Below are 12408 nucleotides of genomic sequence, written 5' to 3'. Positions count from 1 at the left end.
GCGAGTACGGGCCGGTCGGGAGACGCACCCATGAACACGAACCTCCGCATCCTCCCCGTCGGCGACGACGCGCTCCTCGTCGAGGTGTCCTCCGGCGCCGAGGCCGAGGCGCTGCACGCCGAGCTGAGCCGCCGCCGGGCTGCCGGACTGCTCACGGTCCGTGAGCTCGTCCCCGCGGCCCGTACGGTCCTCCTGGACGGCCTCACGGACCCTTCCAGGCTCGCCGCCGAGCTGACGGGCGCCGAGATCCCGCCGGTCGCCACGCGGACCGAGGCGGCCGTGGAGATCCCGGTGCGCTACGACGGTCCGGACCTGGCCGACGTCGCCGCGCACTGGGGCGTCACCGAGGAGGAGGTCGCCCGCATCCACGCGGCCACCGAGTTCCGCGTCGCCTTCTGCGGCTTCGCCCCCGGCTTCGGGTACCTCACGGGCCTGCCCGCGCGCTACGACGTCCCTCGGCGCGACACCCCGCGCACCGCCGTCCCCGCCGGCTCGCTCGCCCTCGCGGGCCCGTACACCGGCGTGTACCCGCGCTCCTCGCCGGGCGGCTGGCAGCTGATCGGCACGACGGACGCGGTGCTGTGGGACCACACGCGCGTGCCGGCCGCGCTGCTGTCGCCGGGCACGCGCGTGCGGTTCGTTCCGGTGGACCGGGGAGCCCGTACGTGACCGATCGCGCTCTCGCCGTCGTACGCGCCGGTGTCCTCACCACCCTCCAGGACCAGGGCCGCCCCGGTCACGCCCACCTGGGCGTGCCGCGCTCCGGCGCGCTGGACCCCGGTACGGCCGCCCTCGTCAACCGGCTCGTCGGGAACCCCTCCTCCACGGCCGTCCTGGAGACCACCCTCGACGGCTGCGCGCTGCGCCCCCGCTGCACGGTCGCCGTGGCCGTCGCGGGCGCGCCCTGCGCGGTGACCGTGGACGGGCGTCCGGCGCCCTGGGGTGCCCCGGTCCACGTCCCGGCCGGAGCCCTGCTGGAGGTCGGCGCGGTGACGTCCGGTGTCCGCTCGTACGTCGCCGTCTCGGGCGGCTTCCTCGTCGAACCGGTCCTCGGCAGCCGCTCCACGGACCTCCTGTCGGGCCTGGGCCCCCCTCCCCTCACGAACGGCATGGTCCTCCCCCTGGGCAACCCGTCGCCCCCCTCCGCGCGCGTGGACACGGCCCCTCTACCGGCGCCGCCCACCGAACTGGTCCTCCACGTCACCCCGGGCCCCCGCGCCGACTGGTTCACCCCCCGGGCCCTCGAAACGTTCACCACGCGCGCGTACCGCGTCTCCCCGGCCAGCAACCGCATCGGCCTGCGCACCGAGGGGCCCGTCCTGGAGCGGGCCCGGCCCGGTGAACTCGCCAGCGAGGGCATGGTCCTGGGCGCCGTACAGGTCCCGCCCGACGGGCATCCGGTCGTGTTCCTCGCCGACCACCCGACCACCGGGGGGTATCCGGTGATCGCGGTCGTCCGCGCGGGGGACCTCACGGCGGCGGCTCAGGCGGTGCCAGGGACGCCGGTGCGGTTCGTGGAGGTACGGCGGCGGTGAAGGATAACGGCGGGGGCGCTCACGGGGCGCCGAGCTTCATGCCGTGAACGTTCACGAGGCCCGGCAGACCGCCGCCGTGAACGTTCACGAGGCCCAGCTAACCGCCGCCGTGAACGCTCACGGCCCCGCCCACTCAAGCCGCATCCACCCGCCTCTCCCCCACCGAAACCGCCCCCAACGCCGCCGAAACCGCAGCAGCGGCCCGCAGATCCAACCGCGCACTGGTCCCCCGCGCGCGGTGGCGCAGTTCGTCGGCGGCCAGGGTCAGCAGCTGGGGCAGCAGATCGGTGCACCGCCGGGCCACCCACGCACTGCCCTGGGTGGCGAGCCACCACAGGCCGGCCGACCGGGTCGGCACCGGGAACTCGGGGTCCGGGGACGGCGCGGGCCCCGTCGCCAGCCCCGACTCGCAGAGCAGCGCGTGGAACCGTGCCGCGAGCTGCCGGTGCCCCCGTTCGCCGGGGTGCAGCCGGTCGGCGCTCCACATCGTCCGGTCGCTGATCCAGGCGCCCTCGGCGGCGTGGAGATGGACGGCGCCGTGCCGTTCGGACAGGGCGTGCACGACCGCGTTGACGGCCCGCTGGCGCCGGGCCAGGGGGCGGGCGAGGGCGCCCGGCAGGCCCAGCATCTCGCCCGGGTCGGGCAGGCACGCGGTCAGCAGGGTCACGCCCCGGCGCGCGAAGGCGCCGTACACCGTGTCGAGCCGGGCGGCGACGGCGTGGATGTCGAAGGTGCAGCGGAGGGTGTCGTTGACGCCCACGACTACGGAGGCGACGTCGGGCCGCAGCGCCAGGGCCGTCGGGAGCTGGCGCTCCACCACGTCCCGGGTCTGCGCCCCGCTGACCGCGAGGTTGGTGAACGTGACCGGCTCCCCGCCGAGCCCGCCCGCGAGGAGCGCCGCCCAGCCGCGCCAGCCGTCGCCCACGGGGTCGCCGACACCTTCGGTCAGCGAGTCCCCGAGGGAGACGAAACGGACGGGGTTCACGCGAGGCTCCGGGAGACGCCGGAACGGGACGGGACCGTCGCATCGTGAGCGGCGAGGAACGCGTCCACCGCCCCCTCCCACCCGAAGCACTCCGCCCGCGCCCGCGCCTCCCCGCGCCGCTCCCCCTCGCCCCGCGCGAGCAGCGACTCGACGGCGTCCGCGAACGCCTCCCCCCGGTCGGCGGCGACAGCCCCCGCGCCCCCGATCACCTCGGGCAGCGCGGACGAGGCGCTGACCACGACCGGCGTCCCGCAGGCCATGGCCTCCAGCGCGGCGAGCCCGAAGGTCTCGGCGGGTCCGGGGGCGAGGCACACGTCGGCGGACGCCTGGAGCGCCCCGAGGACGCCCCGGTCGCCGACGTGCCCGAGGAACGTCACCGGCAGCCCCTGGGCCCGCTGTTCGAGGCGGGCCCGCAGCGGCCCGTCCCCGGCGACGACGAGCCGGGCCGGGACGCCCCGCGCGCAGAGCGCCTCCAGGGCGTCCAGCGCCGTACCGGGCCGCTTCTCCACGGACAGCCGGGTGCAGGTGACGAGGAGCACCTCGTCGGCGCGCGCGTACAGCTCCCGCAGGGCGGGGTCACGCAGCGAGGGGTGGCGCTGGACGAGGTCGACGCCGAGCGGGGCGCGGACGACGTTGCGGGCCCCGATGCGGACGAACTCCCGCTCGGCGAACTCGGTGGTGCACACCACGCGCGCGTAGGTGTGCGCCGTACGGACGTTGAGGGCGTCGGCGGTACGCCGGGCGGCGCCCTCGGGCAGGCCCCAGGTGCGCAGGACGCCGTCGGCGGTCTCGTGGGAGACCATCACGGCGGGCACGCGCGCGCGGCGTGCCCAGCGGCCGGTCCACCTGAGGGTCGTCCGGTCGGAGACCTCCAGCCGGTCGGGGCCGAGGTCCTCCAGGAGGCGCGCGACGCGGCTCTTGTCGGTGAGCACGCGGTACCCGCCGGTCCCGGGGACGACCGGTCCGGGCAGGGTGATGATCCTCCCCTGTTCGGTGTCCTGGTCGGTGTGGCGGGGCCCGGGGACGACCAGGACGGGTTCGTGCCCGGCCTCCCGGAATCCCTTGCCCAGCTCGCGCAGAGCGGTGCGCAGACCGCCCGACGCGGGAGCGACGAAGTTGGCGAGCCGGACGATGCGCAGCCCTTCACCGTTACGGACGACCCGAGGCTCACCCTTGCGGACGACCCGAGGCCCGTCACCCTCACGCACGCGCGAAGCCCCGTTCACGCCGCCACCGCCTGCCGGCGCCGCGCGGCCAGCACGTCCGCGTAGTGCCCGATGAGCTGGTCCCCGACGGCGGCCCAGGTCCGCCCCTCGACCATCGCGCGCGCGGCGGCGCCGTACGACGCCCTGCGCGCGGGGTCGGCGGCGAGGGCGGCGACGGCGTCCCGTACGGCGTCGCGGTCGCCTGCCGGGAAGAGCAGCCCCGTACGTCCGTCGGCGACGAGGTCGAGCGGTCCGCCGGCGGCGGGTGCGACGACCGGGACGCCGCTGGCCATGGCTTCCTGGACGGTCTGGCAGAACGTCTCGAAGGGACCGGTGTGGGCGAAGACGTCGAGGGAGGCGAAGATCCGGGCGAGTTCGTCGCCGGTGCGGCGGCCGAGGAAGACGGCGCCGGGGAGCTGCTCGGCGAGCGCGGTCCTGCTGGGCCCGTCGCCCACGACGACGACCTTGACGCCGGGCAGTCCGCAGACGCCGGAGAGGAGTTCGATGTGTTTCTCGGGGGCGAGCCGGCCGACGTAGCCGACGATCGTCTCGCCGTTGGGGGCGAGTTCGCGGCGGATCGCGTCGTCGCGGAGGTCGGGACGGAACCGCACCGTGTCGACGCCACGGGGCCAGAGCTTCACGCGGGGCACCCCGTGGGCGGCGAGGTCGTGCAGGGAGGCGCTGGAGGGCGCGAGGGTGAGGTCGGCGGCGGAGTGGACGGAGCGGATGCGGCGCCAGGCGGCGGCCTCTCCGGCGCCCATGTACGTGCGGGCGTATCCGGCGAGGTCGGTCTGGTAGACGGCGACGGCGGGGACGCCGAACTTGGCGGCGGCGGCCATGCCGCGCACGCCGAGGACGAAGGGGCTGGCCAGGTGGACGACGTCGGGCTGGTGCTCGACGATCGTCGCGGCGAGGCGCCGGCTGGGGAGGGCGACGCGGACCTGGGGGTAGCCGGGGAGCGGGAGGGAGGGGATGTGGACGACGGGGCAGGGCGCCGAGGCGTCCGGCCGGTGTCCCGGCGCGGGGGCCGGGGCGACGACGACGGGGGCGTGACCGCGATCTACGAGGTGCCGGGCGGTCTGGAGCGCGCAGTGGGCCACGCCGTTCACGTCGGGGGGAAAGGATTCGGTCACGATGACGACACGCATACGGGTGTTGTCTCCGCGCCGGACGTGAACGCGTCAAAGTGGATCTTTCCGAACGACGAACGCCGCGTGAGCGTTGAGCTGCACACCCGAGCAGGTCAGACGGTGTCCATGTCCGTCTGACCCGAGGGTCGTCGCCCGTTCACCCAGCGGGCGGAAAGGGGCCCGTTCCGATCACACCGGGGAGCCTGTTCCGGTCAGGAACGATCACGCGAAAACAGGAGCGGTCACATGGTGGCCGGGTCCGGCCCGATCCGGCTCCGTACGGCCGTCTGGACCTCCGCCTCCTCGGCGGGGTCGGCGGCGAGCCGGCGCAATCGCTCCACCACGCGCGCGTCGCCGGTCTCGGCGTGCCGGGCGGCGACCTCCCGGGTGCTCTCCTCGCAGTCCCAGAGGCATTCGACAGCGAAGCCGGTGGCGAAGGAGGGGTCGGTGGCGGCGAGCGCCTGTGCGCAGTGGCCGCGCAGATGGGAGGAGGCGGTCTCGCGGTAGATGTGCCGCAGGACGGGGGCCGCGCAGACGATGCCGAGCCGTCGGGCGCCGTCGATCAGGGGCCACAGGGTGCTCGCGTCGCACCCCTCCCCCCGTACGGCTTCGCGCAGGGCGCCGAGGACGAGGTCGCTGTCGCGGGTGGCGCCCCGGCAGGCGAGGACGCGTCCGGCGGCGGCGCCGAGCGGGTCGGGCCGGTGGACCCACCCGCGCGCACGGTCGACGGCGGCGACGCTGCGCATCCGCTCGAAGGCGTCGACGGCGGCCTCGACGACGGGCGTCGTACCGGTGGCGACGGCCTGTTCGACGAGGTCGAGGACGTCGGGGTCGTGGCTGTCGGCGAGATAGCGCAGAGCGGTACAGCGAGCGCCCTCCGTGCCGTCCTGGGCGGCCCTGAGGATCTCGGGACGGTCCTCGGGACCCGCGACGGCCGCGAGGCAGCGAGCGGCGGGCACATGGAGCGCGGCGCCCCGCTCGACGCCCTGCTGGGCCCACTCGAAGACGGCGGCGACGCTCCAGCCGGGGCGTGGCCCGCCGGGACTCATCTGGCGCTGCCAGCGGTCGAAACAGCCGGTCTCCTGGGCGGCGCGCACCCGCGCGGAGACGTACTCGCGCGGATCCTCGGCCCACAGGCGCCAGGGCCGGGGCTCGAAAGCGTCGCGGACGGTCGCGGCGAGTTCGGCCTCGCCCTCGGCATCGGTGGCGAACCGGGCGAGCACGGGCATGGCGAGGGCGCGCAGGCCCGTGTCGTCGTCGCGCAGGGCGAGTTCGTCGAGCGCCCAGGCCCAGTTGGCGCCCGAGGTGGCGTACCGGCGCAGCAGCCACAGGGCGTCGCGCCTGCCGTACGAGGCGAGGTGGCCGAGGACGGCGAGGGCCAGGCCCGTACGGGACTCCTCGGTGTCGAAGGCGTCCTCGGCGTCGAAGAGATGCGCCTCGATGTCGTCCAGCTCGCCATTGAGGTCGAGGTAGAGACGGGCGTAGTACAGGGAGCGGTTCTCCACCTGCCAGTCGTGGCGGGGATCGCGCAGCACACAGTAGTTCAGGGCCGCGAGCGCTTCGGCTCGCGGTGCGGTGAGCGCGTGCAGCGTGCCGTCGCCGCGACCCCTCTGGAGGAGGCCGAGCAGGGTTCCGCTGGGCGCTATGACCGGATCGAACATGGGAAACAGCCTCACATCAAGCGTCGACGCAACCGGGGATCGTGCATTACCTGGCCGCGTGACAACACGTCGGGGCGCCCGCCGTCTCTTGCTTGCTGTAGACCATCTTCCTCTGCCTCTCGTCGGTGGCCCATGTGGGCCGCATCACGGCCCACGCGGTGCGGCAACACCTGCCCAGCCATCATGTCCGTGAATCACGACGTCATGATGACCCGGCCGTTCTGCCTGCCGCGACCGAAATATCCGGCGGCCTTGTACCGCCTCCCCCGTTGCGGTCGATCCATCTGCTGAAAATTTGTTTATCACCTGGTGAACAGGCGCCCTCAGGGCCGCTGTTCACCCAACGCCGAACAGCTCCAGAAGCTCCGCACGGCCGAACATGCGGGCGGTGTCGACGGCCGAGGGGGTGCCCTCGGCGGGGTCGGCACCGGCCGCCAGGAGGACCCGTACGACCTCCGTCTCACCCTTGAACGCGGCCCCCGCGAGCGGGGTCTGGCCACGGTCGTTGACGTCCCCCGCGGGCGCGCCCCGGTCCAGGAGGGCCCGGACGGCGTCGGCGTGGCCGTGGTAGGCGGCGAGCATCACGAGGGAGTCGCCGCGGTCGTTGGTGAGGTTGGCCGGAACGCCCGCGTCCACGTACGCCACGAGCGCCTCGGTCCGACCCTGCCGGGCCAGATCGAAGATCTTGGTCGCCAGCTCCACGACCTCGGGGTCGGGGGCTTCAGCCATCGGTTCGGACCGCCTCTCGGATGCCGGCGCTGTGCCGTACGGGTGAATCGACAGGGTACTGGCTCGTCACGCACATGGGCGGCACCCGCTGAGGCAAAGATCACGAACAGGACCGTTCGAGGCAATCATCCACTTCAGGTGACGCAAGCCGGGTTACCCCGAACGGGGGAAATTCTCACCAATTCACCCTTTTGCACCTTTTATCGTATAGATACATCCTGTGAGCCTGGAAGTACTCATGGTGACTGTCCCCCCTAGCCAGGAGAACTCAAATGATCCTGTCCATCTCAGGCGTGGTCCTGCTCGGCATCATCGTCTTCCTGTTCTTCAAGAAGGACGGGCTCAAGGCGTCCCACGCGCTGGTGGCCGCGCTCTTCGGCTTCTACATGGCCTCCACCGCCATCGCCCCCAGCATCAAGGCCGGCGGCGAGAGCCTCGCGAGCCTGCTCGGCGGCATCAAGTTCTGACCACCCGTCCCGTACCCACCTCCAGGAGACAGCAGTGGCCCGGCGCCCCCTCCCCCGCATTCTGAGCACAGGCAGCGCGCAGATCGCCCGGAGCCGGGAGCTGGCCCGGACGGCGGCCGACAGCGCCACCGACGTCCTCCACCCGCTGATCACGATCTCGCGCGGGCTGCGCCGGCTGGCCTCGGCCGGGCGGCGCAGATGGACCGAGACCCCCAAGGACAAGCGCGGGCCGCTGCTGTTCCTGGTGGCCTCGGTGGTCCTGGTCGTGGCGTTCGTGCCGTACGGGCCGCTGCTCGCCGTCGTCACGCTGATGGCGGCGGCGGCCTGGCAGGGCCGGGACCGCACCCCACCGGCCCCGGAAGGCCCCGACGAGGCCCAGACGGCCCGCCTGGGCTCCCTGTACGAAGCCCTCGTCCCGTACTTCTCCACCGCCGAGGACCCCGCCCCCCTGTACGCCCACGGCGGCGACTGGGAGAAGGCGTTTCCGGCGTACGACTTCGACGACTCCGGGCGCGTCTCGCGCCTGCGCATCCGCTACCCGGCGTACTTCCCGGACGGCGAGCCGCAGGCACGCACGCGCGTGGAGCAGCTCCTGTCCGCCAAGGCCGGCCGGGGCCGCGAGTACCTCTTCGCCTGGGACGAGGAGGGCAACGAACTCGGCGTCGACGTCCTCGACCCGCTCCCCACCGACCTCGCCGCCCAGCGCTTCGTCACCTCCCCCGGCGAGACGGTCCTCGGCTTCACCGACCCCTCCCACACCCAGCGCACGCTCCCCCTCACCCACGGCGAGGAGCAGCGCGACGTCCCGCCGGTCGTCTGGCGCACCGGCATCCGCTCCACCGAGCCTCACCTGCTGGCCGTCGGCCAGCCCGGCACCGGCACCTCCACCCTGCTGCGCTCCATCGCCCTCCAGGCCCTGCGGTACGGCGACGTCCTCATCGTCGACGGCGGCGGCACCGGCGAGTACGCGTGCCTGACCGGCCGCGACGGCGTCCTCGGCATCGAGGTCGGGCTCGCCGGGGCACTGACCGCGCTGGAGTGGGCGGCGCAGGAGACGGAACGGCGGCTGATCGCCGCGAACCGTGCCCGGCAGGAGGGCCACCCCCCGCCCGAGGACACCAAGCGCCCCCTGTGGCTCCTCCTGGACCGCCCCACCGCCTTCACCCACCTGGCGGCCTCCGACGGCCAGAAGGACCCCCAGACCCACCTCCAGACGCCCCTCAGACACGGCCGCGCCGCCCAGGTGACCGTGGTCGTGACGGAACAGTTCGACGCGCTCGACGCCCTCGGCGACGCCGTACGGCAGCACACGCGCGCACGGGTGGTCCTCGGCCCGGCCTCCCCCCACCAGCTGGCGGCCGTCCTCGGCGCACCCCCGCACACCACACCCGTCGACCACATGCCCCCGGGCCGCGGCTACGCCCGCCTCGGCACCGGCCCGGTCCACCGCCTCCAGGTCCCGGCGACCCCGGACCCGTACGACGACGCCACCAGCGACGCCGACCGGCAGGCGGTCCTGGACCTCCTGCCCCCGCGCAGCGCACCGCTGAACGAGGACACGGTGTCGGTGGAGACGGTGCCGCTGGAGAAGGCGTGACGCTCCAGGGCTAAGAGGTAAGGGGCGCTCTCCATGGAGAGCGCCCCTTACGTCATTCCCTCATGTCACGCCACGAACGTCCGAGGCGCCTCCCCGCCCCCCGACCGCCCGCTCTCCACCAGCCGAGCCGCCGCAGCGAGCCGCGCCACCGCCTCGTCCGCCACCGCACCCCCCACGGTGAACGGCAGCCGCACATACCCCTCGAACGCCCCGTCCACCCCGAACCGCGGCCCGGACGGCACCCGCACCCCGACCCGCTCCCCCGCCTCGGCGACCCGCGACCCGGACAGCCCCCCGGTGCGCACCCACAGCGTCAGCCCGCCCCGGGGCACCGAGAACTCCCAGCCGGGCAGCTCGGCGCGCAGGGCACCGACGAGGGCGTCGCGGTTCTCACGGGCCTGGATGCGCCGCAGTTCGACGGCCTGCGCCCAGCCACCGGTGGAGAAGAGCCAGTTGACGGCGAGCTGCTCCAGGACCGGCGTACCGAGATCGGCGTACGCGCGCGCGGCGACGAGGCTGCGGATGACGTCCGGGGCGGCGCGCACCCAGCCGATGCGCATCCCGGCCCAGAACGCCTTGCTGGCCGAGCCGACGGTGATCACAGTGGACCCGGCGGGGTCGAACCCGCAGACGGGGCGCGGCATCGAGACGTCCTCGTCGAGCCACAGCTCGGTCATCGTCTCGTCGGCCACCAGCACCGTCCCTGCGGACCGGGCGGCCTCCACCAGTTGGCGCCGCTGGTCGTCGTCGGCGAGCGCGCCGGTCGGGTTGTGGAAGTCGGCGACCACGTAGGCGATGCGCGGCGCGGCCTCCCTGAGCACCTGCCGCCAGCGGTCCATGTCCCACCCGGCGAGCCCCTCGGCCATCGCGACGGGCACCAGCCGCGCGCCCGCCTCCCGCATGAGCTGGAGGATGTTGGCGTACGACGGCGACTCGACGGCGATCCGCTCGCCGCGCCCGCCGAAGAGGTGGCAGATCGCGTCGATGGCGCCCATCGCGCCGGTCGTCACCATGATCTGCTCGGGCATGGTGGGGATCCCGCGCGCGGTGTACCGCTCGGCGATCATCGCGCGCAGGGCGGGCAGTCCCGCCGGGTAGTCGCCGTGCGTGTGCGCGTACGGCGGCAGCTCCTCCAGGGCGCCCTGGACGGCCCGGGTGAGCCACGGCTCGGGCGCGGGCAGGGCCGCGCAGCCCAGGTCGATCATCGACCCGAGGTCCTCGGGGGCGAGCGGTTCGAGCCCGCGCGCGGGCAGGGGGTTCCCGGCGGGCACGACGGTCCAGCTGCCCGCCCCGCGCCGCGACTCCAGGAACCCCTCCGCGCGCAGCGCCTCGTAGGCCGCCGCGACGGTCGTACGGCTCACGGACAGCGCGAGGGCCAGTTCGCGTTCGGCGGGCAGGCGCGCGGCGACCGGGACACGGCCCTCCAGGACGAGGAGGCGTACGCCGTCGGCGAGCGCCCGGTAGGCGGGCGGGCGGCGGGTGCCGGGCCCGGCCGGACGCTCCTGCTGGGACGTCAGCAGCCGTGCGAGCTGCGCGGGCCCCACCGCCGAGGTCCACTGCGACATGAAGATCAGTCCACCTTCCCCGAATTGGCCATGGAAGCACCGTCCTTCCCGCCCACAGAGTGACACGCACCAGTCCACTTCCACTACCAGGGGGTCCCCCTTGTCCGCCTCACCCGGGCGCCACCGTCTAGGACGCCGCCTAGTCCAGCTCTACGTCGGTCTCGCGCTGTACGGCGCCAGCTCGGCGCTCCTGGTGCGCGCGGGGCTCGGTCTGGAGCCCTGGGGCGTGCTCCACCAGGGCCTCGCGGAGCTGACCGGCCTGACGATCGGCGAGGTGGCCATCGTCGTGGGCGCGCTGGTGCTGCTGCTGTGGATCCCGCTGCGCCAGCGCCCGGGGCTCGGCACGGTCTCCAACGTCTTCGCGATCGGCCTCGCGATGGACGCCACCCTCGCGCTCGTCCCCGACGCGCACGGCCTCGCCGTACGCATCCCACTGATGGTCGGGGCGATCGCCCTGAACGGTGTGGCGACCGGGCTGTACATCGCGGCGGCGTTCGGTCCCGGACCCCGGGACGGGCTGATGACGGGGCTGCACCGGCGTACCGGCCGGTCGATCCGGCTGATGCGGACGGCGGTCGAGGTGACCGTGGTGGCGACCGGATTCGCGCTGGGCGGGACGCTCGGGGCCGGGACGGTGCTGTACGCGCTGACGATCGGGCCGCTGGCGCAGGTGTTCCTGAAGGTGTTCGCCGTCGGGCAGGCACCGCGCGGCAGCGCGGCCGTTGCCACCGGGACACCGGAGGGGGCCATACTGCCGCGGTGACCACGCCCGTACGCCACCCGTACCTCGACCACCCGGGACCCATCCCGTTCGCGCACCGCGGCGGCGCCGCGGACGGCCTGGAGAACACCGTGGCGCAGTTCCGGCGCGCGGTGGAGCTGGGCTACCGGTACATCGAGACGGACGTGCACGCCACGCGCGACGGCAAGCTGGTCGCCTTCCACGACTCCACGCTCGACCGGGTCACCGACGGCGCCGGACGGATCGCCGACCTGCCGTGGAAGGACGTCGCGCTCGCGCGCGTGGGCGACCGGGAACCCGTACCGCTCCTCGAGGAGCTGCTGGAGACGTTCCCGGAGGTCCGCTGGAACGTCGACATCAAGGCCGAGCCCGCGATGCACCCGCTGCTCAACCTGATCGCCCGCGCGAACGCCTGGGACCGCGTCTGCGTCGGCTCCTTCTCGGAGGCCCGCGTGATCCGCGCCCAGCGCCTGGCGGGCCCGCGCCTGGCGACGTCGTACGGCACCCGTGGGGTACTGAACCTGCGGCTGCGGTCCTGGGGCGTGCCCGCGGCCCTGCGGCGCTCGGCGGTCGCCGCGCAGGTGCCGGAGGTGCAGTCGGGCATCCAGGTGGTGGACCGGCGCTTCGTGCGCCTCGCGCACGCGCACGGCCTCCAGGTCCACGTATGGACGGTGAACGAACCCGCGCGCATGCACCGGCTTCTGGACCTCGGCGTGGATGGCATCATGACCGATCACATCGACACGCTGCGCGAGGTCATGGAGGAGCGGGGCGTCTGGGTCTGAGCCCCCC

At 74.2% G+C, this 12408-nt stretch carries 12 protein-coding genes; 6 read left to right on the top strand and 6 right to left on the bottom strand.

Going from position 1 to position 12408, the window contains the following annotated elements:
• Positions 1 to 30: 30 nt before the first annotated feature.
• Together J8M50_RS17170 and J8M50_RS17165 are read left to right on the top strand one after the other, a co-directional pair.
• Entirely contained in the window at positions 31 to 669 is a 639-nt protein-coding gene (locus J8M50_RS17170) for a 5-oxoprolinase subunit B family protein (protein ID WP_010357999.1), read from the top strand.
• Positions 666 to 1535: a 5-oxoprolinase subunit C family protein gene (locus tag J8M50_RS17165; RefSeq protein WP_010357997.1), complete on the top strand. Its 870-nt coding sequence runs from the start codon at positions 666 to 668 to the stop codon at positions 1533 to 1535. The genes J8M50_RS17170 and J8M50_RS17165 overlap by 4 nt, the downstream gene beginning before the upstream one ends.
• A 133-nt stretch (positions 1536 to 1668) precedes the next feature.
• Here the strand turns inward: J8M50_RS17165 and J8M50_RS17160 are convergent, their stop codons facing one another.
• From J8M50_RS17160 to J8M50_RS17140, 5 genes are all read right to left on the bottom strand, one after another.
• On the bottom strand, positions 1669 to 2520 hold the full coding sequence (locus tag J8M50_RS17160; RefSeq protein WP_010357995.1) for an SGNH/GDSL hydrolase family protein: 852 nt from the start codon (positions 2518 to 2520) through the stop codon (positions 1669 to 1671).
• Entirely contained in the window at positions 2517 to 3659 is a 1143-nt protein-coding gene (locus tag J8M50_RS17155; protein WP_029184398.1) for a glycosyltransferase, read from the bottom strand. The genes J8M50_RS17160 and J8M50_RS17155 overlap by 4 nt, the downstream gene beginning before the upstream one ends.
• Positions 3660 to 3742: 83 nt before the next feature.
• Positions 3743 to 4873, bottom strand: coding sequence for a glycosyltransferase family 4 protein (locus tag J8M50_RS17150; protein WP_010357993.1), 1131 nt, complete (start codon positions 4871 to 4873; stop codon positions 3743 to 3745).
• 224 nt (positions 4874 to 5097) lie between these two features.
• Entirely contained in the window at positions 5098 to 6516 is a 1419-nt protein-coding gene (locus J8M50_RS17145) for a HEAT repeat domain-containing protein (RefSeq protein WP_010357992.1), read from the bottom strand.
• Between the two features lie 336 nt (positions 6517 to 6852).
• The gene (locus tag J8M50_RS17140) at positions 6853 to 7245 is read right to left on the bottom strand and encodes an ankyrin repeat domain-containing protein (protein ID WP_010357991.1); all 393 of its coding nucleotides are present in this window, start codon (positions 7243 to 7245) and stop codon (positions 6853 to 6855) included.
• Positions 7246 to 7517: 272 nt separating this feature from the next.
• On the opposite strand from J8M50_RS17140, the gene J8M50_RS17135 reads away from it, so the two are divergent.
• Together J8M50_RS17135 and J8M50_RS17130 are read left to right on the top strand one after the other, a co-directional pair.
• Positions 7518 to 7712 carry a hypothetical protein gene (locus tag J8M50_RS17135; RefSeq protein ID WP_010357990.1) on the top strand — a complete coding sequence of 65 codons (195 nt, stop codon included), beginning with the start codon at positions 7518 to 7520 and terminating at the stop codon, positions 7710 to 7712.
• 34 nt (positions 7713 to 7746) lie between these two features.
• Positions 7747 to 9309 carry a P-loop NTPase family protein gene (locus J8M50_RS17130; RefSeq protein WP_010357989.1) on the top strand — a complete coding sequence of 521 codons (1563 nt, stop codon included), beginning with the start codon at positions 7747 to 7749 and terminating at the stop codon, positions 9307 to 9309.
• 65 nt (positions 9310 to 9374) lie between these two features.
• Here the strand turns inward: J8M50_RS17130 and J8M50_RS17125 are convergent, their stop codons facing one another.
• Entirely contained in the window at positions 9375 to 10874 is a 1500-nt protein-coding gene (locus tag J8M50_RS17125) for an SCO1417 family PLP biosynthesis transcription factor (protein WP_010357987.1), read from the bottom strand.
• Between J8M50_RS17125 and yczE the strand changes: the two genes are divergently transcribed.
• Positions 10873 to 11637: a membrane protein YczE gene (gene yczE / locus J8M50_RS17120; RefSeq protein WP_223786217.1), complete on the top strand. Its 765-nt coding sequence runs from the start codon at positions 10873 to 10875 to the stop codon at positions 11635 to 11637. The genes J8M50_RS17125 and yczE overlap by 2 nt on opposite strands.
• Positions 11634 to 12401 (top strand): glycerophosphodiester phosphodiesterase family protein, encoded by a 768-nt coding sequence (locus J8M50_RS17115; protein WP_010357984.1) that lies wholly within the window; start codon positions 11634 to 11636, stop codon positions 12399 to 12401. The genes yczE and J8M50_RS17115 overlap by 4 nt, the downstream gene beginning before the upstream one ends.
• Positions 12402 to 12408: the final 7 nt, after the last annotated feature.

This window comes from Streptomyces acidiscabies (assembly GCF_020010905.1).
In the GTDB taxonomy this organism is placed as follows: Bacteria; Actinomycetota; Actinomycetes; order Streptomycetales; family Streptomycetaceae; genus Streptomyces; species Streptomyces acidiscabies.
Note: the sequence above shows the minus strand (reverse complement) of the source record. Positions and strands in the feature narration are given on the sequence as shown.

What these genes read in the sequence shown, in the direction of transcription:
- J8M50_RS17170 (WP_010357999.1), top strand. Translation starts at nt 31, where the DNA reads ATGAACACGAACCTCCGCATCCTCCCCGTCGGCGACGACGCGCTCCTC.
- J8M50_RS17150 (WP_010357993.1), bottom strand. Translation starts at nt 4,873, where the DNA reads ATGCGTGTCGTCATCGTGACCGAATCCTTTCCCCCCGACGTGAACGGC.
- J8M50_RS17145 (WP_010357992.1), bottom strand. Translation starts at nt 6,516, where the DNA reads ATGTTCGATCCGGTCATAGCGCCCAGCGGAACCCTGCTCGGCCTCCTC.
- J8M50_RS17140 (WP_010357991.1), bottom strand. Translation starts at nt 7,245, where the DNA reads ATGGCTGAAGCCCCCGACCCCGAGGTCGTGGAGCTGGCGACCAAGATC.
- J8M50_RS17135 (WP_010357990.1), top strand. Translation starts at nt 7,518, where the DNA reads ATGATCCTGTCCATCTCAGGCGTGGTCCTGCTCGGCATCATCGTCTTC.
- yczE (WP_223786217.1), top strand. Translation starts at nt 10,873, where the DNA reads ATGAAGATCAGTCCACCTTCCCCGAATTGGCCATGGAAGCACCGTCCT.
- J8M50_RS17125 (WP_010357987.1), bottom strand. Translation starts at nt 10,874, where the DNA reads ATGTCGCAGTGGACCTCGGCGGTGGGGCCCGCGCAGCTCGCACGGCTG.